The organism is Streptomyces sp. NPDC056503 (assembly GCF_042794995.1).
Lineage (GTDB): Bacteria > Actinomycetota > Actinomycetes > Streptomycetales > Streptomycetaceae > Streptomyces.
The window spans coordinates 41,753-64,064 of the sequence record NZ_JBHTST010000033.1 but is presented as its reverse complement, the minus strand read 5'-3'; the positions used below and the strand labels follow the sequence as shown (position 1 = coordinate 64,064).

General features: G+C 74.3%; 24 protein-coding genes. 14 read left to right on the top strand and 10 right to left on the bottom strand.

Annotated elements, in window-relative coordinates:
- Positions 1–57 precede the first annotated feature (57 nt).
- Both ACFQ8C_RS13140 and ACFQ8C_RS13135 read right to left on the bottom strand, forming a co-directional pair.
- Positions 58–459 carry a VOC family protein gene (locus tag ACFQ8C_RS13140; RefSeq protein ID WP_383455795.1) on the bottom strand — a complete coding sequence of 134 codons (402 nt, stop codon included), beginning with the start codon at positions 457–459 and terminating at the stop codon, positions 58–60.
- Positions 460–535: 76 nt separating this feature from the next.
- Positions 536–1,429, bottom strand: coding sequence for a neutral zinc metallopeptidase (locus ACFQ8C_RS13135; protein ID WP_383455792.1), 894 nt, complete (start codon positions 1,427–1,429; stop codon positions 536–538).
- 277 nt (positions 1,430–1,706) lie between these two features.
- Between ACFQ8C_RS13135 and ACFQ8C_RS13130 the strand changes: the two genes are divergently transcribed.
- The 3 genes from ACFQ8C_RS13130 (at position 1,707) to ACFQ8C_RS13120 (ending at position 4,781) form a co-directional block, all read left to right on the top strand.
- Positions 1,707–3,305, top strand: a complete 1,599-nt coding sequence (locus tag ACFQ8C_RS13130; RefSeq protein ID WP_383455790.1) for an ABC-F family ATP-binding cassette domain-containing protein — start codon at positions 1,707–1,709, stop codon at positions 3,303–3,305.
- 321 nt (positions 3,306–3,626) lie between these two features.
- On the top strand, positions 3,627–3,848 hold the full coding sequence (locus ACFQ8C_RS13125; protein WP_006123601.1) for a helix-turn-helix domain-containing protein: 222 nt from the start codon (positions 3,627–3,629) through the stop codon (positions 3,846–3,848).
- A gap of 132 nt (positions 3,849–3,980) precedes the next feature.
- Complete coding sequence (locus ACFQ8C_RS13120) at positions 3,981–4,781, top strand: enoyl-CoA hydratase/isomerase family protein (protein WP_383455787.1); 801 nt, start codon at positions 3,981–3,983, stop codon at positions 4,779–4,781.
- Positions 4,782–4,872: 91 nt separating this feature from the next.
- On the opposite strand, the gene ACFQ8C_RS13115 is transcribed toward ACFQ8C_RS13120, so the two are convergent.
- Complete coding sequence (locus ACFQ8C_RS13115; protein ID WP_383455784.1) at positions 4,873–5,556, bottom strand: hypothetical protein; 684 nt, start codon at positions 5,554–5,556, stop codon at positions 4,873–4,875.
- A gap of 93 nt (positions 5,557–5,649) precedes the next feature.
- On the opposite strand from ACFQ8C_RS13115, the gene ACFQ8C_RS13110 reads away from it, so the two are divergent.
- Genes ACFQ8C_RS13110 through amaP form a run of 5 tightly spaced genes read left to right on the top strand, consistent with a single transcriptional unit; the run spans position 5,650 to position 7,983 of the window.
- The gene (locus ACFQ8C_RS13110) at positions 5,650–6,105 is read left to right on the top strand and encodes an Asp23/Gls24 family envelope stress response protein (RefSeq protein WP_383455782.1); all 456 of its coding nucleotides are present in this window, start codon (positions 5,650–5,652) and stop codon (positions 6,103–6,105) included.
- Positions 6,106–6,152: 47 nt separating this feature from the next.
- Positions 6,153–6,344: a hypothetical protein gene (locus tag ACFQ8C_RS13105; RefSeq protein WP_383455779.1), complete on the top strand. Its 192-nt coding sequence runs from the start codon at positions 6,153–6,155 to the stop codon at positions 6,342–6,344.
- Positions 6,345–6,350: 6 nt separating this feature from the next.
- Positions 6,351–6,710, top strand: coding sequence for an Asp23/Gls24 family envelope stress response protein (locus ACFQ8C_RS13100; protein ID WP_383455777.1), 360 nt, complete (start codon positions 6,351–6,353; stop codon positions 6,708–6,710).
- The gene (locus ACFQ8C_RS13095) at positions 6,707–7,378 is read left to right on the top strand and encodes a DUF6286 domain-containing protein (protein ID WP_383455775.1); all 672 of its coding nucleotides are present in this window, start codon (positions 6,707–6,709) and stop codon (positions 7,376–7,378) included. Before ACFQ8C_RS13100 ends, ACFQ8C_RS13095 begins: the two co-directional genes overlap by 4 nt.
- 5 nt (positions 7,379–7,383) lie before the next feature.
- Positions 7,384–7,983: an alkaline shock response membrane anchor protein AmaP gene (gene amaP / locus ACFQ8C_RS13090; RefSeq protein ID WP_383455772.1), complete on the top strand. Its 600-nt coding sequence runs from the start codon at positions 7,384–7,386 to the stop codon at positions 7,981–7,983.
- A 12-nt stretch (positions 7,984–7,995) separates the two neighbouring features.
- On the opposite strand, the gene ACFQ8C_RS13085 is transcribed toward amaP, so the two are convergent.
- The 7 genes from ACFQ8C_RS13085 to ACFQ8C_RS13055 all read right to left on the bottom strand — a co-directional run bounded on the left by ACFQ8C_RS13085 (position 7,996) and on the right by ACFQ8C_RS13055 (position 16,359).
- Positions 7,996–8,751, bottom strand: a complete 756-nt coding sequence (locus ACFQ8C_RS13085) for an SDR family oxidoreductase (RefSeq protein ID WP_383455769.1) — start codon at positions 8,749–8,751, stop codon at positions 7,996–7,998.
- Between the two features lie 4 nt (positions 8,752–8,755).
- Entirely contained in the window at positions 8,756–10,540 is a 1,785-nt protein-coding gene (locus tag ACFQ8C_RS13080) for a glycoside hydrolase family 15 protein (RefSeq protein WP_383455767.1), read from the bottom strand.
- Between the two features lie 34 nt (positions 10,541–10,574).
- Positions 10,575–11,399 carry an SURF1 family protein gene (locus tag ACFQ8C_RS13075; RefSeq protein WP_383455765.1) on the bottom strand — a complete coding sequence of 275 codons (825 nt, stop codon included), beginning with the start codon at positions 11,397–11,399 and terminating at the stop codon, positions 10,575–10,577.
- Positions 11,400–11,507: 108 nt separating this feature from the next.
- Positions 11,508–11,741, bottom strand: coding sequence for a hypothetical protein (locus ACFQ8C_RS13070; RefSeq protein WP_169086049.1), 234 nt, complete (start codon positions 11,739–11,741; stop codon positions 11,508–11,510).
- 64 nt (positions 11,742–11,805) lie between these two features.
- Positions 11,806–12,780, bottom strand: coding sequence for a DEDDh family exonuclease (locus tag ACFQ8C_RS13065; protein WP_383455761.1), 975 nt, complete (start codon positions 12,778–12,780; stop codon positions 11,806–11,808).
- Between the two features lie 52 nt (positions 12,781–12,832).
- Entirely contained in the window at positions 12,833–15,538 is a 2,706-nt protein-coding gene (locus ACFQ8C_RS13060) for an MXAN_6230/SCO0854 family RING domain-containing protein (RefSeq protein ID WP_383455758.1), read from the bottom strand.
- A 164-nt stretch (positions 15,539–15,702) separates the two neighbouring features.
- Positions 15,703–16,359: a TetR/AcrR family transcriptional regulator gene (locus ACFQ8C_RS13055; protein ID WP_383455756.1), complete on the bottom strand. Its 657-nt coding sequence runs from the start codon at positions 16,357–16,359 to the stop codon at positions 15,703–15,705.
- Positions 16,360–16,505: 146 nt separating this feature from the next.
- Between ACFQ8C_RS13055 and ACFQ8C_RS13050 the strand changes: the two genes are divergently transcribed.
- The 6 genes from ACFQ8C_RS13050 to ACFQ8C_RS13025 all read left to right on the top strand — a co-directional run bounded on the left by ACFQ8C_RS13050 (position 16,506) and on the right by ACFQ8C_RS13025 (position 22,302).
- Positions 16,506–17,303 carry an acetoacetate decarboxylase family protein gene (locus ACFQ8C_RS13050; protein WP_383455753.1) on the top strand — a complete coding sequence of 266 codons (798 nt, stop codon included), beginning with the start codon at positions 16,506–16,508 and terminating at the stop codon, positions 17,301–17,303.
- The gene (locus tag ACFQ8C_RS13045; RefSeq protein WP_383455752.1) at positions 17,303–18,187 is read left to right on the top strand and encodes an SDR family NAD(P)-dependent oxidoreductase; all 885 of its coding nucleotides are present in this window, start codon (positions 17,303–17,305) and stop codon (positions 18,185–18,187) included. The genes ACFQ8C_RS13050 and ACFQ8C_RS13045 overlap by 1 nt, the downstream gene beginning before the upstream one ends.
- 10 nt (positions 18,188–18,197) lie before the next feature.
- A complete protein-coding gene (locus ACFQ8C_RS13040; protein ID WP_383455750.1) occupies positions 18,198–19,493 on the top strand; it encodes an amidohydrolase family protein in 1,296 nt (431 codons plus the stop codon).
- Positions 19,490–20,740, top strand: coding sequence for an amidohydrolase family protein (locus tag ACFQ8C_RS13035; RefSeq protein ID WP_383455748.1), 1,251 nt, complete (start codon positions 19,490–19,492; stop codon positions 20,738–20,740). The genes ACFQ8C_RS13040 and ACFQ8C_RS13035 overlap by 4 nt, the downstream gene beginning before the upstream one ends.
- Before the next feature lie 24 nt (positions 20,741–20,764).
- The gene (locus ACFQ8C_RS13030) at positions 20,765–21,475 is read left to right on the top strand and encodes a VIT family protein (RefSeq protein ID WP_383455745.1); all 711 of its coding nucleotides are present in this window, start codon (positions 20,765–20,767) and stop codon (positions 21,473–21,475) included.
- Between the two features lie 185 nt (positions 21,476–21,660).
- A complete protein-coding gene (locus ACFQ8C_RS13025; RefSeq protein WP_383455742.1) occupies positions 21,661–22,302 on the top strand; it encodes a lysoplasmalogenase in 642 nt (213 codons plus the stop codon).
- The last annotated feature ends 10 nt before the right edge of the window (positions 22,303–22,312 follow it).

The window sequence follows — 22,312 nt, the reverse complement described above, 5'->3', positions numbered from 1 at the left end:
GCCGGGGCCCGTCCGGACGGGCCCCGGCCCCGGACCGCCCGGCACGTCAGCCCCGGGTCACTCCGCCCCGCCGGGCGTGTACGTCCCGAAGCTCCACACGTTGCCCTCGGCGTCGCGGGCCATGTAGTCGCGGGAGCCGTACTCCTGGTCCGTGGGGGGCATCAGGACCTCCACGCCGTGGGCGGCGGCGCGGGCGTGGTGTTCGTCGACGTCGCGGACGCGGACGTAGACGCCCACCGGGCCCGCATCGGCCATCAGCTTGTCGAACTCGCTGCCGGTGCCCGCGCTGCCGAGCATCACCGTCCCGTTGCCGTACGACAGCTCGGCGTGGGCGACCAGGCCGTCCTCGCCCTCGTACACCGCGGTGGCGGTGAACCCGAAGGCCTCCGTGAGCAGTGTGATCGCCGCCTTCGCGTCCTGGTACCTCAGCGCCGGACAGATGTCGGGTGCCTCGGACATCCCGCTCACTCCCTCTCGATCGACTTCGCTCGGTCGGATGTGACCTGGGACACAGTCTCGCAGTCGGCGTCCGCAATCAGCGGAAGGTGTTGCACCGGGCCATGTCGCCGGTCCGGTAGCCCGTGTGGAACCACTGCCGGCGCTGCTCGGCCGAGCCGTGCGTCCAGCTCTCCGGGGTCACCCGGCCCTGGAAGCGCTCCTGGATGCGGTCATCGCCGACGGCCGCCGCCGCGTCCAGGCCGTCCCGGATGTCGGCGTCGTCGAGCCGGGTGAGCAGCGGCCGGCCGGTGGACTCGTCGGGGGTGGTCGTCGCGTGCCGGGCCCACACGCCCGCGTAGCAGTCCGCCTGGAGCTCGACGCGCACCGCGTTGGAGTCCGCCCCGGTCCGCCCGTCCTGGGCCCGGCCGAGCGTCCCCATCAGGTTCTGCACGTGGTGCCCGTACTCGTGGGCCACCACGTACGCCTGGGCGAAGGGTCCGCCGCTGGCGCCGAACGTGGTCCTCAGCTCGTCGAAGAAGCCCAGGTCCAGGTAGACCTTCCGGTCGCCGGGGCAGTAGAACGGGCCGACCGCCGAGCTCGCCGCGCCGCACGCCGTGTTCACGCGCTGGCTGAAGAGGACGGTGGAGGCGGGGGCGTAGGTGCCGCCCCGGCGCGCGTACTCGCCGCGCCAGTAGTCCTGGAGGCTGTTGACCACGGCCACGGTCCGGCAGTCCTGCCGGCTGTTCGCGTCCGCGCCGGTCCGGCAGTACCGGCTCACCTGGGCCGCCGAGGAGGCGCTGGCCGCGGGCTCGTCCTCGCCGCCGGAGGAGAGTCCGAGCTGGTCGGGGCCGACCCCGAAGAGCACGCCGAGGATCAGGGCGATGAAGCCGATGATCCCGCCGCCGACGGTCGCCTTCCCGCCGGGGATGCGGCTGCCGCGGACGTCCTTCACCTCCGAGGTGTCCAGACGGGCGTCGTCGTCGAACTGCACGGTCCACCTCCGCGTCGCCGCGGCGGCCTGACCGCCGCCCTCCGCCGAGTATCGGACGATCTTCTGCCATCCGCTCCTTTTGCCCAGTACTCAGGCCATTGCGTGAGAGATGAGAGAAAGGTCCCTCTTCGCCCTCCGTCGCCCGTGTGGCCGAAAACCAGTTGCAGCCGCCCGTTAGACTGGCCGCATGGCCGTTCTCCTCTGGGTGCATTAGCGGCGCCGAAGCCCGCCACCAGCCGTCTCTTCCGCCGTCTTCCCACCGCCCTGGAGTCTGTCCGTGATCACCGCTTCCGGCATCGAGCTGCGCGCCGGCGCCCGCATCCTCATCGAGAACACGTCCTTCCGCGTCGCCAAGGGCGACCGCATCGGGCTCGTCGGCCGCAACGGCGCCGGCAAGACCACGCTCACCAAGTGCCTGGCCGGTGAGGGCCAGCCCGCCGGCGGCACCATCGCCCGCTCCGGCGAGGTCGGCTACCTCCCGCAGGACCCGCGCACCGGCGACCTCGACGTCCTCGCCCGCGACCGCGTCCTCTCGGCCCGCGGCCTCGACGTCCTGATCCGCAAGATGCGGATGAACGAGGAGCGGATCGCGACCGGCTCCGGCGCCACCCGCGAGAAGGCGCTCAAGCAGTACGAGCGCCAGGAGACCGAGTTCCTCACCAAGGGCGGGTACGCCGCCGAGGCCGAGGCCGCCACCATCGCGGCCGCGCTCGGGCTGCCCGACCGGGTCCTCGGCCAGCCGCTGCACACCCTCTCCGGCGGTCAGCGCCGCCGGATCGAGCTGGCCCGGATCCTCTTCTCGGACGCCGACACGCTCCTCCTCGACGAGCCGACGAACCACCTCGACGCCGACTCGATCATCTGGCTGCGCGACTACCTGAAGACCTACCGCGGCGGCTTCATCGTCATCTCCCACGACGTCGACCTGGTCGAGACCGTCGTCAACAAGGTCTTCTACCTGGACGCCAACCGCTCCACCATCGACGTCTACAACATGGGCTGGAAGCTCTACCAGCAGCAGCGCGAGGCCGACGAGAAGCGCCGCAAGCGCGAGCGCCAGAACGCCGAGAAGAAGGCCGCCGCGCTCAACTCGCAGGCCGACAAGATGCGCGCCAAGGCCACCAAGACGGTCGCCGCGCAGAACATGGCCAAGCGCGCCGAGCGCCTGCTCTCCGGCCTGGACGCGGTCCGGGTCTCCGACAAGGTCGCCAAGCTGCGCTTCCCGGAGCCCGCGCCCTGCGGCAAGACCCCGCTCACCGCGGAGGGCCTGTCCAAGTCGTACGGCTCGCTGGAGATCTTCACCGACGTCGACCTGGCCATCGACAAGGGCTCCCGCGTCGTCATCCTCGGCCTCAACGGCGCCGGCAAGACCACCCTGCTCCGCCTTCTCGGCGGGGTCGAGCAGCCCGACACCGGCGAGGTCACCCCCGGCCACGGCCTCAAGCTCGGCTACTACGCCCAGGAGCACGAGACCCTGGACCCGGAGCGCACGGTCCTGGAGAACATGCGCTCCGCCGCGCCCGACCTCGACCTGGTCGAGGTCCGCAAGACGCTCGGCTCCTTCCTCTTCTCCGGCGACGACGTCGACAAGCCGGCCGGGGTGCTCTCCGGCGGCGAGAAGACCCGTCTCGCCCTCGCCACCCTGGTCGTCTCCTCGGCCAACGTGCTCCTGCTCGACGAGCCCACCAACAACCTCGACCCCGCCAGCCGCGAGGAGATCCTCGGCGCGCTGCGCACCTACAAGGGCGCGGTCGTCCTGGTCACCCACGACGAGGGCGCCGTCGAGGCGCTCGACCCGGAGCGGATCATCCTGCTCCCGGACGGCGTCGAGGACCTCTGGGGTCCCGACTACGCGGATCTGGTGGCGCTCGCCTGAGCTCCGACTGGATCATTCGGCTCATCGCCGGATCCGTCATCTGAGTGAGAAGGTCTCGTACCCCCGGCGCGGGCCTCTGCCGAATCCTTCCGGCAGGGCCCGCGTCGTACGTTTGTTCCCTCGACGGTGTTGACCTGGTGGTCCCTTGATCCACTCCTTCGAGGGACGCGTTCCGATCGCGCGGAATGGTTGCTTCCGATCGTGAGGACGCCGTACTCGTCCGCAAACCCGGCAGGACGGACCTTGTCGAATGGGTGGCCAGGATGACGGGGAGGGGTGATCATGAGAAGTCCAGAGCGCACTTCCCATGAGGAGGCACGGGTGGCCGAGACTCTGAAGAAGGGCAGCCGGGTGACCGGCGCCGCGCGCGACAAGCTCGCGGCAGACCTGAAGAAGAAGTACGACTCCGGTGCGAGCATCCGGGCGCTGGCCGAGGAAACGGGCCGCTCCTACGGATTCGTCCACCGGATGCTCAGTGAATCCGGAGTGACGCTGCGTGGTCGCGGCGGAGCGACCCGGGGCAAGAAGGCAGCCTCGGCCTGACGCCGGGGGCGGCTCGACCCGTCCACCGGGATCCTCCCGGTGGGCACCCGGTCGGTCCTGCGACCGTCCGGGTGGTTACTGTGCAGTCACTTAGCATCGGATGCAGTGCTGCATTGGAACCGGAGGCGCCCCATGACCACGCCCGACGACTCCCAGCTCGTCTTCGACAAGGACGGTGTACGGCTCACCGTCGAGGACGCCGTTGCCACGGTGACCCTGACCAACCCGGCGAAGCGCAACGCCCAGTCTCCCGCTCTGTGGCGGGCGTTGACGGAAGCCGGCCGGTCTCTGCCGGGCAGCGTGCGGATCGTCGTCCTGCGCGGTGAGGGCCAGTCCTTCTCCGCCGGACTCGACCGACAGGCCTTCACGCCCGAGGGCTTCGACGGAGAGCCGTCCTTCCTCGACCTCGCACGGGGTTCCGACGCGGACCTCGACGCGGTCATCGCCGAGTACCAGGAGGCGTTCACCTGGTGGCGCCGCAGCGACCTCGTGTCCATCGCGGCCGTCCAGGGCCACGCCATCGGCGCGGGCTTCCAGCTCGCCCTCGCCTGCGACCTGCGGGTCGTCGCCGAGGACGTGCAGTTCGCCATGCGCGAGACCAGCCTGGGCCTCGTCCCCGACCTCACCGGGACGCACCCGCTCGTCTCCCTCGTGGGCTACGCCCGCGCGCTGGAGATCTGCGCCACCGGCCGCTTCGTCCACGCGGAGGAGGCCGAGCGGCTCGGCCTGGCCAACATCGCCGTGCCCGCCGCCGAACTCGACGCGGCCGTACGGGACCTGAGCGCCGCCCTCCTCGCCGCGCCGCGCGACGCGGTCGTCGAGACCAAGGCGCTGCTCCAGGGTGTCGCCGGCCGCGGCTACGAGGAGCAGCGCGTCGCCGAGCGCGCCGCCCAGGCCCGCCGCCTCCGCGACCTCGCGGGCCTCGGGGACTGACCCCACCGGACGGGAGGGCCCGGCCCGGGCCCTCCCGTCCCCATCCCGCCCGCCCGGACCGCGGCGCCGGCAGGTCGCGAGCCCGGCGGGATCAGGAAGGGACGGCCGGGCGCACCTCCGTGATCAGGACGGTGACCGCCGCGTCCGCCGGGGCCTCCGCGGCCGCCGCCGCCCGCGCGGCCCGGGCCACCTCGGCCGGTGGATGGTCCGCCGCCACGGCGAACTCCACCCGAACGGCCCCCTGCGTGCGGAGCACCGGAGGGCCCAGCGCGTCCGTCACCGCCGCCACGCCCGGCACCAGCAGCACCGCGAGCGCCACCGGATCGTCCGTCGCCGGCGCGGTGTGGGCCGCCGCGGGCGCCGCCTCCGCCGCGGGCGCCTCTTCCAGCAGGTCCGTCACCCGCAGATCGGCCTCCGTCACCGTCAGGCCCAGCTCCGCCGCCGCCGCGAGGAGCACCGCCCGTACCTCCTCCGCCGTCTCCGGCAGCGGCCGGCCGTGGGCCACCGCGGCGAACTCCGCGTCGATCCGCAGCGGCCCCGGCGGAAGCCCGCCCGGCGGCACCGGGAACGGCGGATCCGGGAGGTCCGGTTCGGCCGCCGCGCCGATCCGCACGCTGCCCGGCACCGCGCCCCGCACCCCCGCGGCCGCCCGGCCCAGCACCTCGCGGGCCGCGCGCTCCGCCAGCCACGCCCCCGCCGCCGTGCCGAGCGGGAGCAGCCTGCCCGGCGCCAGGCGCTCGCGCACCGCCGCCGTCCAACCGTCACTCGTGGTCATTGCCCCAGCCTGCCGTATCCCCGGAGCGGCATCGGGTAACCGCCCTTAGTGTGGGCGAAGAACCCCGAAATATCCCGGAAGGGGCTGAATCAGATGACGGACAGTGAACGCAGTGGCGAGAGCACCCCGGTGATCCGCAAGGGCGGGGGTACGGCCGCCACGCGGGGCCGGACCACCATCGCCGACGGAGTGGTCGAGAAGATCGCCGGAATGGCCGCCCGTGACGTCGTCGGCGTCCACGCCATGGGCAGCGGGCTCTCCCGCACCCTCGGCGCCGTCCGCGACCGCGTCCCCGGCGGGGGCGGCGGCAAGGCGGGCGTCACCCGGGGCGTGAAGGCGGAGGTCGGCGAGGTGCAGACCGCGCTCGACCTGGAGATCGTCGTCGACTACGGCGTCTCCATCGCCGACGTCGCCGGGGCGGTCCGCGAGAACGTGATCGCGGCCGTGGAGCGGATGACCGGCCTGGAGGTCGTCGAGGTCAACATCGCGGTCAGCGACGTGAAGCTGCCCGACGAAGAGGAAGACGAGTCGGAGTCCCGGCTCCAGTAGTCGGCCCGCCCGAGCACACGGACCGCAGGATCGGAAAGGGGTTCAGCATGAGCATGGCAGTGGTCGGCCTGCTGGCCGGCATGGGTCTCGGCTTCGCCGGATACTTCGGCGGCTTCGGGGCGTTTCTCCTGGTCGCGGCCTTGGGCGCGGTCGGCTTCGTGGTCGGCCGGTTCCTCGACGGCGACCTCGAACCCGGCGATCTGCTGCGGGGCCGCGACCGCGGCGACCGGCGGCGGTGACGGCGGGTGCCCACCGACGTCACCGCACGCCCGCCGGTGCGCGAGCGCGGCGCGACCACGATCGCCGACCGGGTGGTCGCCAAGGTCTCCGCGCGGGCCGCCCGGGAAGCCCTGGGCAGCCTGCCGGAGGGCGGCCACCGGCCGCACGCCTCGGTCGCCGTCCACCGGGGCGCCGCCCGCATCTCGATCAGCCTGGACCTCGGCTATCCCGCGGACATCGGCCGCCGTTGCGCGGCCGTGCGGGCCCGGGTCCGGGGCCGGGTCGAGGAACTCGTCGGCATGGAGGTCCACGAGGTCGCCGTCCACGTCGAGCGCCTCCACTCCCCGCGCACCGCGCCCGCCGCACGGAAGGGCCGGCTGGCATGACCACACCCGAACGGCCCACCGACGGCACCCCCGATCCCGTCCCGGAGCCCGTTCCCGTCCTCGGCGACGGCAACGACGGCAACGACGGCGACAGCGGCGGCAGCGGCAGCGGTACGGAAGGGGAGCGGGTCCGGCGCTTCTGGGCCGTCCGGCGGATCCCCGCCGCGCTGCTCGCCGCCGTCGTCCTCGGCGGAGCCGGACTGCTGCTGTACGACGTGGCCGCCGTCCGGGCCGACCACAGCGTCATGAGCTGGCGGCGCGACCTCGCCGACGACCTCGCGACCCGTCCCCTCGACGACACCGGGACCCTCGTGGCGGCCGGCCTCGCCGTCCTGCTCGGCCTCTGGCTCCTGGTCCTGGCGGCCACCCCCGGGCTGCGGTCGGTGCTGCCGATGCGCCGCACGCATCCCGACGTACGCGCCGGGCTCGACCGGGATGCCGCCGCGCTCATCCTGCGCGACCGGGCCATGGAGGTCTCGGGCGTGCAGTCCGTGAAGGTCCGGGTCCGCCGGGCCAAGGCCAAGGTCCGGGCCGTCTCGCACTTCCGCCCGCTCGACGACGTCCGCGCGGACGTCGAGCGCGTCCTCACCGACGGCGTCGAGGAGCTCGGGCTGGCCCGCCCGCCCGCGCTGACCGTCCGGGTGGACCGCCCGTCCAAGAAGGGGTGAAGCCCGTGAACGCACCGGTCGCCGCCGTCCTGCGGCGCGTCAACCGCGCCCTGCTCGGTCTCGCCGGGCTGCTCCTCGTCCTCGCCGGCGGCGCCGTCCTCGCCGCCGCCCTCGACCTGTCCGTACCGTCCTGGTGGCCCTGGTCGGGCCCCGACGACGTGCTCCTCTCCGCCGCCCGGCGGCAGCGGTGGCGCGCGGAGGGCTGGTGGTGGCCGACCGTCATCGCCGTCCTCGGCGTCGTCGTCCTGCTCGCCCTCTGGTGGCTGCTCGCGCAGTTCCGCCGGGCCCGGCTCGCCGAGGTCCTGGTCGACACCGGCGACGGGGACGCCGCGGTGCTGCGGGGCCGGGCCCTGGAGAGCGTCCTGAAGGCGGACGCCGCCGCGCAGGAGGGCGTGGCCCAGGCCCGGGTGGCCCTCACCGGCCGCCGTACCGCCCCCCGCACCCGTATCGCGCTCCTCCTGGAGCCGTACGCCTCCCCGGGCCGGACCCTGGCCGGGCTCGGCGGCGAGGCGCTGGCCCGCGCCCGGACATCGGCGGGCCTGGCCGCCCTGCCCACCGAGGCCCGGTTCCGCGCGGTCAAGCACCACGCCCGCCGGGTGACCTGAGGCGGCCCTCCGTCAGAAGCCGTGCCGGGCGCCGCCGTCCACCGGCAGCATCAGGCCCGTCAGATAGGACGCGGCGGGGGAGAGGAGGAAGGCGGCCGTGCGGCCGAACTCCTCCGGGGTGCCGTAGCGGCGCAGCGGGATCGTCAGCTCGTTGGCCGTGCGGGCCGCCTCCGCGTCTCCGGAGAGCGCGTCGAGCTGCCGGACCCGGTCGGTGTCGATCCGGGTCGGGAGCAGGCCGACCACCCGGATCCCGCGCGGGCCCAGGTCGTTGGCGAGGGACTTGGCGAAGCCGGCGAGGCCGGGGCGCAGTCCGTTCGAGATGCTCAGGCCCGAGATCGGCTCGTGCACCGAGCCCGACAGGACGAAGCCGATCACGCCGCCCTCGCCCAGCGTCTCGGCCGCCGCCCGGGCGAGCCGCACCGCGCCGAGGAAGACCGTGCCGAAGGCCGCCGTCCACTGCTCGTCGGTGTTGTCCGCGGCGAAGCCCGGCGGCGGGCCGCCGACGCTGATCAGGATGCCGTCGAGGCCGCCGAACCGGGCGCGGGCCTCCGCGATCAGCCGGGCCGGGGTCTCCGGGTCCTCGTTGTCGGCGGCGATGCCCGCCGCGCCCTCGCCCAGCTCGGCGGCGGCCGCCGCGACGGCCGCCTCCTGGCGTCCGGTGATCAGCACCCGGGCGCCCTCGGCGAGCAGCGCCTCCGCGGTGGCCCGGCCGAGCCCCCGGGTCGCGCCGGTGACGACGTACACGCGGTCCTTCAGTCCAAGATCCATGGGCCTATCCTGCCGTCTCGTCCCAGGGCAGCGCGAGTGCCGTCCCCACCAGACCGATGTGGCTGAAGGCCTGGGGGAAGTTGCCGAGCTGCCGGCCCGTCACCGGGTCGTACTCCTCCGCGAGCAGCCCCACGTCGTTGGTCAGCCCCACGAGCCGCTCGAAGAGCGCCCCGGCCTCCGCCCGGCGCCCGGTCATCCGCAGGGCGTCGGCCAGCCAGAAGGAGCAGACGAGGAAGGCGCCCTCCTGCCCGGGCAGTCCGTCGACCGCGCCCGAGTCGGGGCTGTAGCGCCGCAGCAGGCCCCGGTGGGTCAGCTCGGCCCGCACCGCGTCCACCGTGCCGACCACCCGGGGGTCGTCCGGCGGCAGGAAGCCGACCCGGGGGATGAGCAGGGTGGCGGCGTCGAGCTCCCGCGAGCCGTACGACTGGGTGAAGGTGTTCCGCCCCGGGTCGTACGCCCTGGCGCAGACCTCCGCGTGGATCTCGTCCCGCAGCGCCCGCCAGCGGCCCGGGTCGCCGGGGAGCGAGGGGTCGGCCTCCAGGGTGCGCACCGCGCGGTCGGCGGCGACCCAGGCCATCACCTTGGAGTGCGTGAAGTGGCGGCGCGGACCGCGGACCTCCCACAGTCCCTCGTCGGGCTCGCGCCAGTGCGACTCCAGGAAGCCGAGCAGGCTCAGCTGGAGGTTCCAGGCGTGCCGCTCGGCCGGGATGCCCGCCTCGGCCGCCAGGTGCAGGGTGTCCATCACCTCGCCGTACACGTCGAGCTGGAACTGTTCGACGGCCGCGTTCCCGGTGCGTACCGGGAGCGAGTCGGCGTAGCCGCGCAGCCAGGGCAGCACGGTCTCGGGGAGCCGCCGCTCGCCGGCGGGCCCGTACATGATCTGGAGGTCGGCGGGGTCGCCGGCGACCGAGCGGAGCAGCCAGTCGCGCCAGGCGGCGGCCTCGTCGACGTATCCGGCGGCGAGCAGGGCGCCGAGGGTGAGGGAGGAGTCGCGCAGCCAGCAGGCCCGGTAGTCCCAGTTCCGCACCCCGCCGATCTCCTCCGGCAGGGAGGTGGTGGGGGCGGCGACGATCCCGCCGGTGGGGGCGTAGGTGAGTGCCTTGAGGGTGATGAGGGAGCGGACCACGCTGTCCCGGTACGGCCCCCGGTAGGCGCAGCGGGCGGCCCACGCGCGCCAGTCGGCGAGCGACTGCTCCAGGGCCTCGAAGGGGTCGACGAGGGCGGGCCGCCGCTCGTGGGAGGGGTGCCAGGTGAGGACGAAGGCGACCCGCTCCCCGGCGGTGACGGTGAAGGAGGAGCAGGTGGCGAACTGCTGGCCCCAGGTCTTCACGGGCGGCTCGCTGCGCAGCCAGACGGCGTCGGGGCCGGCGACGGCGACCCGGTGGCCGTCGGAGCGCCGCACCCACGGCACGATCGAGCCGTAGTCGAAGCGGAGGCGGAGGACGGCGCTCATCTCGACGCGGCCGCTGACGCCCTCGACGATCCGGACGACGTCCGGGGCGCGGTCCCGCTGGGGCATGAAGTCGGTGACCTTGACGGTGCCGGTGCGGGTCTCCCACAGGGTCTCCAGGACCAGGGAGTCGTCGAGGTAGCGGCGGGAGGAGCAGGTGGTGGCGCCCTGGGGGGCGATCCGCCAGTGGCCGTTGTCCTCGTCGCCGAGGAGGGCGGCGAAGCAGGCGGCGGAGTCGAAGCGGGGCAGGCAGAGCCAGTCGACCGACCCGTCGCGTCCGACGAGCGCGGCGGTCTGGAGATCGCCGATCAGGGCGTAGTCGTCGATGCGTGGGGTCACGCTCTGGGCTGTTCCCGCAAGCGACGGCGGTCAATCAGCGGGGCGAGGTGGCCTGGATCGCGCCGTCGTCCTCTTGCGTGGCCTCCGGCGTCTCCTGCGGGGTGTCGTCCCCGGCCGCCTCGCGGTCGCGCTTCTCGCGTCGGACGAGGACGAGCCAGCCGACCGGCACGCCGGCCGCGAAGAGCCACCACTGGACCGCGTACGCCATGTGGGCGCCGATCGAGTCGTGGTCGGGGGCGGGGATCTGCTCGGGGGAGCCGCCGGCCGCAGAGGGCCCGGTCTGCTCGACGTAGCCGCCCAGCACCTCGCGGCCGATCAGCTCGGCCTGCTGGCTGCTGCTGATGAGCATCACCTGACGGTCCGGCAGGCCCTTGAGGTCCTTGATGCCGCTGGCGCCGGTGGTCTCGTCGGCCTTGAGCCGGCCGGTGACGGTGACCTCGCCCCCGGGGGCGGGCGGGACCTCGGGGTAGTCGCGCTGGTTGGCCGCGCCGGGCACCCAGCCCCGGTTGACCAGGACGATCCGGCCGTCCCTCAGGACCAGCGGGGTGAGCACGTGCGCGCCGACCCGGTCGTCGGCGGAGGTGCGGCGGCGGACGACGACCTCGTGGGCGGTGTCGAAGGTGCCGGTGGCGGTGACCTGGCGCCAGTAGTCGGCGCGGGGCACGACGTGGCCGGGGGAGGTGAGCTCCTCGACCGGGACCGGCCCGGCCTTCAGGTTGTCCGCGATCAGGGTGTTCTGGGCGACCCGGCGTTCGTGCCGGTGGAACTGCCAGAAACCCAGCTCGATCATCACGGGGATGAGGACGAGGGCGACGAGGGTGAGGATCACCCACTGCCGGGACAACAGGAAGCGGTACACCCCACGACCGTACAGCGCGCTTCGTGGGGTGCCCGCACAGGGGTCGGGTGACCGGCGCCATCCGACCAGGATCGTTTCTTCTGACGGGACCGGGGCGGGCTCGGCGGCTCACACCCGGTCGACGATGCCCGCCTTCCCCTCGGCGCGGGCGCAGTGGGCGCCGCAGTACCACTTCCCGTCGGCCTCGACGCCCTGTCCGATGATCTGGACCCGGCAGTGCTCGCAGATGGGCGCCATGCGGTGGATGGCGCAGGAGAAGCAGTCGAAGACGTGCACCGCGCCCTGCGCGTGCACCTCGAAGGACATGCCGTAATCGTTTCCGCAGACCTCACATCGTGCCATGCGCCACAGGGTGGTGCCCCGGGGCCCGCGCGCGCCGCGCGGCACGCCCGCCGGGGGCGGGGTGTCACCCGTCTGCCGGGGCCACGTCCCGCAGCAGATGGGCGTAGGCGGCCTCGTCGACCACCGGGGTGCCGAAGGTCCTGGCCTTGGCCGTCTTGGAGGTGCCGGCGTCCGGGTCGTTGGTGACCAGGAGGCTGGTGAGCCGGGAGACGGACGTGGCGACGTGCAGCCCGGCCTCGACCGTGCGGTCCTCCAGGAGCTCGCGGTCGACGGAGGTGTCGCCGGAGAAGGCCACCCGCATGCCCTGCTTGAGCGGCTTGTCGCTCTCGTACCGCCCGGGGTTGGGGTAGGGGCAGGCCGGCCGCTTCCGGGAGGGGCGCCAGCCGCCCGCCCCGTAGGAGGACTGGCGGCCGATCGGCGGGCCGGCCGGCGCCGACGCCCACTCGGTGAGCGGCCGGCACTCCAGGAGGGGGAGCCGCACGCCCCGCTCCGCCGCCGCGTGGAGACTCGGGCGGAAGGCCTCGGCGAGCACCCGCGCGTCGTCGAGGGCGTCGTGCGCGCGCTGCTGCACCACCCCGAAGTGGGCGGCGAGCGTCGCCAGCTTGTGGTTGGGCAGCGGCAGCGCCAGCTCCTTGGAGAGGGCGATGGTGCAGAGCCGCTGCCTCACGGGCGCGGTCCGCTCGGCGCGGGCGTACTCCCGGGCGATCATCTGCCAGTCGAACATGGCGTTGTGCGCGACGAGGACGCGGCCGTCGAGCCGGGCCGAGAACTCCTCGGCGATCTGCGCGAAGAGCGGCGCCCCTTCGAGGACGTCGCTGGTGAGGCCGTGGATCCAGACCGGGCCGGGGTCCCGCTCCGGGTTCACCAGCGTGTACCAGTGGTCCTCCACCTCGCCCTGCGCGTCGAGGCGGTAGACGGCGGCGGACACGATCCGGTCGTCGCGGGCGAGGCCGGTGGTCTCCACGTCGACGACCGCGTACCCCCGCGGGTAGGCGGCCGGCCACGTCGCTGCTGTCGTACGGTCGTCGAGCATGGTCACTGAGAATACGGCCCGCGACCGACAGGCCCACCATCACTGCCCTCGATGTCCGTTATGTCCCACCCGTCGAGGGTGGGTCGCTCAGCCGAGGGCCGCGACCAGGTCGGCGGCCGCCACCGCGTCGAGACCGCAGCCGTCCACGGGCCCCGGCAGCAGCCGGTAGACCGTGCCGGTCGCCCCCGCCGGAGCCACGTCGCCGTCGAGCAGCGCGAGGAGCACGTGCCGGCCCGCCGAGGCCGCCGCGACCGCCGCGGCGCCGTCCTCCACCGTGTGCCGCTCCTCGGGCGCCCCGCCCGTCCGGATCCGGTCGGCGAAGCGTGGCACCGGTTCCCCGTCGCCGCGCCGGTACGTCCGCACCTCGTCCGTCGCCGCGCCGGTACGTCCGCACCTCGTCCGTCGCCGCCCGGCCGCGCCGGAGCACGCTCACCGTGTCGGTGCGGGCGGCGGCGTGCCAGACGGCCAGGTCCCACAGGGTGGTGCGGCCGGACGCGAAGTAGCCGTACAGGTCGCGGCCGGCCCGCCCCAGGGTGTCGCCGTGCGCCGCCACGCTCTGGAAGCCCTCGGCCGGGGGCAGGTGCAGGTCCGTCCAGAGGAAGGTGCGGTGTTCCAGGTCCACCAGGAGGGGGACGTGGATGCGGGCGTCGCCCGCGAGGTCGTAGCGCTGGCGCACGGTCCGGGGGTCGTACGCCGCGTTCCGCCCCGTCGTCGCGGGGAGCGCCATGAAGCCCGCGAAGGCGTCGGGCAGCCGGTCGAAGGACACGTTGTTGTAGCTGAACACGAGGGGCATCGCGAAGCGGACGCCCTCGGCGGACAGGGCCGCGAGGTCCAGGTCGGCGTACTCGGTCGCCCCCTGCGGCGCGGGCGCCGAGGTGAGGTCGCCGGAGTGGACCGCCGCGCGCCGGCCGAAGACCAGACGGGTGTAGTCGCACAGCCCGGCGAAGGACCAGTCCTCGCGGAACAGGGCCACCGACAGGTCCAGGTCCACCCGGACCCGGTCCGGCTGGGTCCAGTGCAGGAACATCCGCAGCACCTCGCCGCGCGGCAGCGGCTGCGTCGACCCGCGCGGGACCGTCACGAGCGCCTTCGCCGCGGCGCTCTCCGCCGAGGGCACGGCGAGCCCCGCGAGGTCCGCGTCGAGCACCGCCGCGTCGAAGCGGGGCGCGGCCGCGAGCCGGCGCAGCACCTCCGCCTCCAGGAGCGCGCACACCTCGGCGGTCAGCGTGACCGGCAGGGGCGCGCGGGTGTCGTCCAGGGCGTACGCGTGGGTGACCCGGCCGCGGGGGAAGAACACCCGCCGGTCGCCCGGCAGGTGGCGGACGCGCAGCCGGCCCAGGGCGGCGAGCAGCGGGCCCGGTCCGGCGCCGGCCAGCGAGCCGCCGAGCACCTCGGCGAGCCGGGCCGACGCCCGCGCGGTGGGCCGCAGCCGGATCAGGTGGTCGAGGCGGCGCAGCAGCTCGCCGGGGCGCCGGGCGAGCAGGTCGAGGGCGGCGTCGGCGTCGTGCGCGGCGAGCGCCGCCTCCACCCGGCCGGTCCAGGTGTGCGGCTTGATCCGGTCGCCGTCGACGCGCACGGCGGTGGGGTGGGCGGCCGCGGTGCGGGCGAGGGCCTCGCCCAGCGGGCCGGAGACGGTCCGGAGGGAGGTGCCGCGCAGGACCGCGAAGGCGAGCGCGGCCTTCGGGTGCCGCGCGTGCGCCTCGTACGGATGGAGCACCTCGGCGGCCTTCTTCCACAGGCCCGGCGCGCGCAGCACGTCCTCGACGAGGGAGGCGGTGTCGAAGCCGTCGAGGAGGCCGAGCAGCAGGCGGCGCAGGGCGCGCGGCAGGGAGCGGAAGCGGCGGGGTTCGAGGAGGTCGGCCTCGCCGCCGGACCAGACGGCGAGCAGCCGCAGCACGTCCGTGGCGGTGGTGAGCCGGTGGCCGAGCTCGGCCGTCGCCGCGGCCCGGGTGGCGGGTTCGCGCAGCAGGGTGCCGAGGAGGAGCGCCTTCGTCTCGCGGCCGGGGAGTTCGGCGGGCAGCCAGTCCAGGGCGCGGGGCGCGTGGGCGAGCAGCAGCTTGAGGTCGTCCCGGTCGTCGGGGGAGAGCGGGGTGCGGCGGGCGAGCAGGGTGCGGAGCACGGTGACCGCGTCGGCGGGGAGGTCGCGGCCGAGCGTGAGCAGCCGCAGCGGGCCGGCGACGCCGTCGTCCGCCTCCTCCGCGTCGTCCGCCTCCTCCGCGTCCTCCGCGTCCTTCTCCGCGTCCGCGCCGGAGGTGTCGGTCCGGGGCACCGGGGGCTTCAGGAACGGGTCGGCCGGGTCGACGCGCCGGTGGCAGATCGGGCAGCCGGAGTAGTCGGCGCCGTCCCAGCAGCCGCGGCAGACCAGATGGGCGCAGGGCGCGACCGGGTGGACGTCGCCGGCCGTCCCGCAGAGCACGCACGGCTGCTCGGGGGACTGGAGCAGCAGGCTGAGGACCCGGTCCACGTAGAGGCCGGGGGTGTCGTCGGGCACGGAGGCCGGGAAGGAGCGGAAGAGCGGCATGTGGGGCCGGTCCGCGCCCAGTTCCCGGTCGAGGGCGGCGAGCAGCCGGTGGCCGGCGTCGGCGAGACCGGTCGGTCCCAGCCAGGCGAGCGCGGCGCGCAGCGCGGCGTCGGGGGCGAAGCCGCGGTCGAGGAGTTCGGCCTCCAGGGCGACGAGTCCTTCCGCCGTGGGCGGGTCGCCCGGGCGCGGCCCGGCCTGGTCGAGGTGGACGGTGCGGAGACGGCGCAGAAGGACGGACGACACCACGGACAAAAAGAGGTCACCTCGTGGAGGGGGGAAAGGGAGAACGCGAGGGCGGAGAGTGAGCGCGCTACGGGTGTCGTAGAAAGAAGAGAAGGAAGCACGCTTGCGGAGCCGCCCCCGCGTGAGCCCACCGTAGGACCCCGCCACGCGCGCGTGCCACCGAATTACGCTCCGGGCGCGGGAAGACGGGGCCCGTCCCGGCCCAGCAGCCCCGTCACCAGCGCGCGTACCGCCGTCAGGAAGACGGCCTCGGTGTCGATCGGGGCGGCGAGGGCGCGGACGAGCTCCGGGTCGGGGTCGGTGGGGCCGGCCGGCTCCGCCGTCCACAGGTCGGTCTCGGCGGGGGACTGGGCGGGGGAGCGTTCCCGGTTGCGCTCGACGAGGACGTGGCCGACCACGTGGAACTGCACCGCGCGCACCAGCTCCGCGGCCCGCTCCCCGCGCAGGCCGGCCGCGTGCGCCTCGTGGACCAGGGCGCGCTGGGCCGGCAGGAACATCCGTTCCGTCAGGCCCCGTTCGTGGACCATCGCCACCAGGTGCGGGCGCTCGCGCAGGGAGCGGCGCAGCGCGTGGGCGACCGAGACGATCCGCTCGGCCGGGGTCGCGCCGTCCGGGCGGATCGTGCCGAGGTCGGTGACCGTGCGGGCGGCGAGCGCGTCGAGCAGCGACTCGCGGTTGCCCACGTGCCAGTAGATCGAGGTGACCGCCGTGCCGAGGGCGGCGGCGAGCCCCCGCATGGTGAGTCCGTCGGGGCCGTGCGCCCGCACCAGGGCCGCCGCCGTGTCCAGGACCTCCTCGCGGCTGAGCGCCTGGCGTGCCATCCGCCTCCCCATTCCTGACGTTCCGTCAATTCGCCGTGCGCACACGTCTTTACCCTGCATCGGCAGCGGTGTAACAGTGTTACAGGCCTTCGGCCCGGCACGTCCGGGAGGCCGGGGGCCGTATCCGTCCGGAAGGGTGGTACGACATGGCACGAGTACGGTACGGGGCGCGCACCGAGGCGGAGAGCGCCGCCGCCCGCGCCGCCGCGGCGAAGCTCCCCGACATCTGGTCCACCGGAGTGGTCGCCCTCTGGGAGACCGACCCCGACGCGGTGGCGGCGGTCCTGCCGCCCCCGCTCAAGCCCACCGGACGCCCCCTCGTCCGGGTCACCATCAGCAAGGTCGACCTGCCCGGCTATCCGCTGGGCGCCGGCTCGGTCTCGGTGGCCGCCGCCCACGGCGCCGTCGAGGGCTGGTACCCGCTGGTCATGCCGATGACCCACGAGCGGGCCCTGATCGGCGGCCGCGAGGTCTTCGGCGAGCCGAAGAAGCTCGGCGAGGTCGTCGTCGAGCGCGACGGGCTCGTGGTGGGCGCCCGGCTCGCCCGGCACGGCATCGCCTTCGTCGAGGTCCGCGGCGCCGTCTCGGGACCGCTGCCGCCGCCCGAGCCGGCCGAGAAGACCGACTTCTACTTCAAGTTCCTGCCCGGCGTGGAGGGTTCCGGCTTCGACGCCGACCCGGTCCTCGTCCACTGCGTCCGCAACGAGAAGGTCAGGAAGCTGGAGCGGATCACCGGCGACGTCGTCCTGCGCGAGTCGATGTACGACCCCGTCGCCGACCTCCCGGTCCGCCGCCTCGTCGAGATCACCCTCGGCGAGAAGACCTCCGACCAGCGCGGCCGGGTCGCCGAGCGGGTCTCCGCCGAGGCCCTGCTGCCCTACGTCCACCAGCGCTACGACGACCCCGCGCAGATCCTCGACGGCCCCCCGGAAGGAAGCGTCTGATGGAACTCCAGGAGGGGCAGGTCGCCGTCGTCACCGGCGCGGCGAGCGGCATCGGCCGGGCCATGGCCCGCCGCTTCGCCGCCGAGGGCCTCGCGGTCGTCCTCGGCGACGTCGAGCAGGGACCGCTCGCCGAGACCGCCGACGAGCTGATGGACGCCGGGGCGCAGGTCCTCGCCCGTACGGTCGACGTCTCCGACCCGGACGCGGTACGGGCCTTCGCGACCGCGGCCTTCGACACCTTCGGCGCCGTCCACGTCCTCTGCAACAACGCCGGCGTCGGCTCCGGCGCCGAGGGCCGCATGTGGGAGCACGAGGCCAACGACTGGAAGTGGGCCTTCTCCGTCAACGTCTGGGGCGTCTTCCACGGCATCCAGGCCTTCCTCCCCCGCATGCTCGCGAGCGGCGAACCCGGCCACGTCGTCAACACCTCATCCGGCGACGGCGGCATCGCCCCGCTGCCCACCGCCTCCGTCTACGCGGTCACCAAGGCGGCCGTCGTCACCATGACGGAATCCCTCTACGCCCACCTGAGGGCGGAGCACGCGCGCGTGGGCGCCTCCGTGCTCTTCCCCGGACCCCACATGCTCCGCACCGGCCTGTGGGAGTCGCACCGCAACCGGCCCGAGCGGTACGCCAAGGAGCGGCCGCGCCGCACCCCGTACCGCTCGCTCGACCAGTGGGAGGCCGCCATGAAGGAGGCCGGCCACGAGATCGCCTTCACCCCGGTGGAGGAGGTCGCCGAGCACGTCGTCGAGGGGATCAGGGCCGACCGGTTCTGGATGCTCCCGGCGAGCGAGCACAGCGACCGGCAGATCAGGGCGCGCTCGCGGTCGATGCTCGACCGCGCGAACCCGTCCTACCTGGAGAGCTTCATCCTTGACTGAGGGGTTGGCCATGAGCCATGAGGACCCGTACCTGATCGTCTCCTCCGACTGCCACGCCGGGCTCCCCACCGAGGAGTACCGGCCCTACCTGGAGTCCCGCTTCCACCGGGCCTTCGACGACTTCCTCGCCGGGCGCCAGGCCCGGCGCGAGGCCATGACCCGCCTCGGGGTGCGCAACGAGGACTTCGCGGCCAAGTGGTTCAGCGACCACGAGGAGGGGCTGCGCGGGGGCTGGGACCACGCCCAGCGGATCAAGGAGCTGGACGGCGACGGCGTCGCCGCCGAGGTCGTCTTCCCCGACGCGGACGCCGTCGACAGCCAGACCGCCGCCCCCTTCGGCGTCGGCCTCGGCCTCTCCGGCGACCAGGACCCCGAGCTGGGCATGGCGGGCGCCAAGGCGCACAACCGCTGGCTCGCCGAGTTCGTCGCCCACGCCCCCGCCCGGCACTGCGGCGTCGCCCTGCTGCCGGTCACCGCGGACCCGCGCGAGGTCGTCGCCGAGATCCACCGGGCCAAGGAGTCCGGGCTCGGCGCCCTGATGATCCCGTCCATGTGGGTCGACAAGGCGCCCTACCACGACCGGCGGTACGACCCCGTGTGGGCGGCCGCGGCCGAGACCGGGATGCCGGTCGTCACCCACTCCGGCGCCGCGCCCCGCGAGGAGTACGGCGACCACCTCGGCATCTACGTCTCCGAGGTCACCTGGTGGCCGGCCCGGCCGCTGTGGTTCCTGCTCTGGTCCGGGGTCTTCGAGCGCCACCCGGGGCTGCGGTTCGGCGTCGCCGAGTCCGGCTGCTGGTGGCTGCCGAACCTGCTGTGGTTCATGGACCGCCTCTACCTCGGCGCCCACGGCGGCAAGAAGCTCTCGCCCTTCGCGGAACTGCGGCGCCCGCCGAGCGAGTACCTGGACCGGCAGGTCTTCGTCTGCGCCACCAACACCAAGCGGCGCGAGCTGGCGCAGCGGTACGAGATCGGCGTCGACAACATCCTGTGGGGCTCGGACTTCCCGCACCCCGAGGGCACCTGGCCGAACACCCGGAGCTGGCTGCGGAACACCTTCCACGACATCCCGGTGGGGGAGACCCGGAGGATGCTGGGCCTCGCCGCCGCCGAGGTCTTCGGATTCGACGTCCGGGTCCTGGAGCCGATAGCCGGACGGATCGGCCCCACCCCCGCCGACCTCGGCCAGCCCGCCGACCAGACCGCCGTCGAGGCCTCCTGGGCCCGCTCCCGCGAGACCGGCCGGCACTGGCTCACCGGCGGCGACTTCCCGGTCATGGGCCCGGTGCCGGGGGTGACCCCGTGACGGACCGCCACCCCGCCGCCCCCGCCGACCGCCACACCGTGATCTCCGCCGACTGCCACGCCGGCGCCGACCTCCTCGACTACCGGCCGTACCTGGAGAAGCGGTTCCACGACGACTTCGACGCCTGGGCCGCCGACTACGTCAACCCGTACGAGGACCTGCTCGCCGACACCGCCGACCGCAACTGGAACTCCGACCGCCGGCTGCGCGAGCTCGAAGCCGACGGGATCGTGGCCGAGGTCGTCTTCCCCAACACCATCCCGCCCTTCTTCCCCTCGGCCTCCCTCATGGCCCCGGCACCCACCCGCGAGGAGTTCGAACGGCGCTGGGCGGGGCTGCGCGCCCACAACCGCTGGCTGGCGGAGTTCTGCGCCCGGGCCCCCGGCCGCCGGGCCGGGGTCGCGCAGATCCTCCTCAACGACGTCGACGAGGCCGTCCGGGAGATCCGCCGCACCCACGGGGCCGGCCTCACCGGCGGCATCCTGCTCCCCGGCACCCCGCCGGGCAGCGGGCTGCCGGAGCTGTACTCGGAGACGTACGACCCGATCTGGGCCGTCTGCGAGGAGCTCGGCGTACCCGTCAACCACCACGGAGGCTCCGCCTCCCCGCCGCTCGGCGACGAACCGGCCGCCCGGGCCGTCTTCATGGTGGAGACCACCTGGTTCTCCCACCGGGCCCTGTGGCACCTGGTCTTCGGCGGCGCCTTCCGCCGCCACCCCGGCCTCAGGCTGGTCCTCACCGAGCAGGGCTCCGGCTGGATCCCCGGCGTCGTGGAGATGCTGGACTACTACCACGGGCGGCTGGTCGCGGCGGCGAGCCGGGCGGTCACCGCCGAGTCCAGGTTCGGCGCGGGCCTCGCCGACTCCATGGGCCGCAGCCCCGGCGAGGTGTGGCGGGACAACTGCTTCGTCGGCGCGAGCTTCATGCGCCCCCACGAGGTGCCGCTGCGCGACCGGATCGGCCTCGACAAGATCATGTGGGGCAGTGACTACCCCCACGACGAGGGCACCACGCCGTACTCCCGCGAAGGGCTCCGCCTCGCCTACGCGGGCCTCCCGCGCGAGGAGGTGGCCGCCATGGTCGGGGGCAACGCGGCCCGCGTCTACGGCTTCGACCTCGCCCTCCTCGACCGGCTCGCGGCCGTCCACGGCCCGACCGTCGAGGAGATCGCCACGCCCCTGGAGAAGGTCCCGGAGGGCGCCACCAGCCCGGCCTTCGCCCCGGGCGGGTCGGTCCGCGTGTGGTGACCCGGGGGGTGCGACCCTCCTGAGGTGACCGCACCCCCCGCACACGAGGCCCACGGTGGTGCCCTCGGATCCCGTCTCAACTGGCTCCGCGCCGCCGTGCTCGGAGCCAACGACGGCATCGTCTCCACCGCCGGCCTCGTCGTCGGCGTCGCCGGCGCCACCGAGTCCCAGGCCGCCCTGCTCACCGCGGGACTCTCCGGCCTCCTCGCGGGCTCCCTCTCCATGGCGGTCGGCGAGTACGTCTCGGTCTCCGTCCAGCGCGACTCCGAGACCGCGGCCCTCGCCACCGAGAAGAAGGAGCTCCACGAGAGCCCCGAGGCCGAACTCGACGAACTCACCGAGCTCCTCACCGCCCGCGGCCTCACCCCGGACGTGGCCCGCGAGGCCGCCGAACAGCTCACCGAACGCGACGCCCTCAGGGCCCACGCGCGCGTGGAGCTGGGCATCGACCCCGACGACCTCACCAACCCCTGGCACGCCGCCTGGGCCAGCTTCCTCGCCTTCACCGTCGGCGCCCTCCTCCCGCTCCTCGCGATCGTCCTGCCCCCGGCCTCCACCCGTCTGTGGATCACCGTCGTCTCGGTCCTCGCCGCCCTCACCCTCACCGGCTGGTGGTCCGCCCGCCTCGCCGCCGCCCCCGCCCCCCGGGCCACCCTCCGCACCGTCGTCGGCGGCGCCCTCGCCATGGCCGTCACCTACGCGGCCGGCTCCCTCCTGGACGTGGCGGGGGTGTGACCGGCGCCGGCCGGGCGGACGCCGGCCGACCGCGCCGGCGCCCACCGGGCCGCCGCCTTGTCGGAACCCTCCGAAGACCGCCGGCGAACGTCTCGCATACTTGTCGGTAACAACGTCTGGCGTGCGTCACGGGCGGGCCCTACGGTCGACGGCATGCCCGACCAGACCACCCCGGAGCCCGCCGCGTGACCACCCTCTCCCGCACCCTGCTCAGCGCCTTCCTGCTCGCCGCCGCCGTCGACCTCGGCTCCCTGCTCGCCGGCGCCGACACCGGCCACCTGGTCGCCAAGCCGCTCCTGATGCCGCTCCTCGCCGCGTACGCCGCCACCAGGGGCGCTCCACGGCTGCTCCTCGCCGCGCTGCTCCTCGGCTGGGGCGGAGACGTCTTCCTGCTCCTCGACGCCGACTGGGCCTTCCTCGTCGGCATGGGCTCCTTCGCCCTCGGTCACGTCTGCTACCTGGTGCTCTTCGGCAGGCGCCGCACCTCGCCCGCCCTCGGCGCGTTCTACGCCCTCGCCCTCGCCGGCACCGTCGTCGCCCTCTGGCCCGACCTCCCCGCCGACCTGCGGATCCCCGTCGCCGGCTACTCCCTGCTGCTCACCGCGATGGCCTACCGCTCCTCCTCGCTCGGCGTCCTCGCCGGCACCGGCGGCGCGCTCTTCCTGCTCTCCGACACCCTCATAGCCACCGGCATCGCCGACCTGCCCCAGCTGCCGGCCCCCGACTTCTGGGTCATGCTGACCTACATCGCCGCCCAGTACCTGCTGACCGCGGGCGCCCCGAACGCGATGTACGGTGCACACCGAGAAGGCTGCACGACCGGCTGACCAGGACGAG

Coding starts and splice junctions, on each gene's coding strand:
- ACFQ8C_RS13140 (WP_383455795.1), bottom strand. CDS start 459: ATGTCCGAGGCACCCGACATCTGTCCGGCGCTGAGGTACCAGGACGCG.
- ACFQ8C_RS13120 (WP_383455787.1), top strand. CDS start 3,981: ATGACCACGCCCGACGACTCCCAGCTCGTCTTCGACAAGGACGGTGTA.
- ACFQ8C_RS13115 (WP_383455784.1), bottom strand. CDS start 5,556: ATGACCACGAGTGACGGTTGGACGGCGGCGGTGCGCGAGCGCCTGGCG.
- ACFQ8C_RS13110 (WP_383455782.1), top strand. CDS start 5,650: ATGACGGACAGTGAACGCAGTGGCGAGAGCACCCCGGTGATCCGCAAG.
- ACFQ8C_RS13105 (WP_383455779.1), top strand. CDS start 6,153: ATGAGCATGGCAGTGGTCGGCCTGCTGGCCGGCATGGGTCTCGGCTTC.
- ACFQ8C_RS13095 (WP_383455775.1), top strand. CDS start 6,707: ATGACCACACCCGAACGGCCCACCGACGGCACCCCCGATCCCGTCCCG.
- ACFQ8C_RS13085 (WP_383455769.1), bottom strand. CDS start 8,751: ATGGATCTTGGACTGAAGGACCGCGTGTACGTCGTCACCGGCGCGACC.
- ACFQ8C_RS13070 (WP_169086049.1), bottom strand. CDS start 11,741: ATGGCACGATGTGAGGTCTGCGGAAACGATTACGGCATGTCCTTCGAG.
- ACFQ8C_RS13055 (WP_383455756.1), bottom strand. CDS start 16,359: ATGGCACGCCAGGCGCTCAGCCGCGAGGAGGTCCTGGACACGGCGGCG.
- ACFQ8C_RS13050 (WP_383455753.1), top strand. CDS start 16,506: ATGGCACGAGTACGGTACGGGGCGCGCACCGAGGCGGAGAGCGCCGCC.
- ACFQ8C_RS13045 (WP_383455752.1), top strand. CDS start 17,303: ATGGAACTCCAGGAGGGGCAGGTCGCCGTCGTCACCGGCGCGGCGAGC.
- ACFQ8C_RS13040 (WP_383455750.1), top strand. CDS start 18,198: ATGAGCCATGAGGACCCGTACCTGATCGTCTCCTCCGACTGCCACGCC.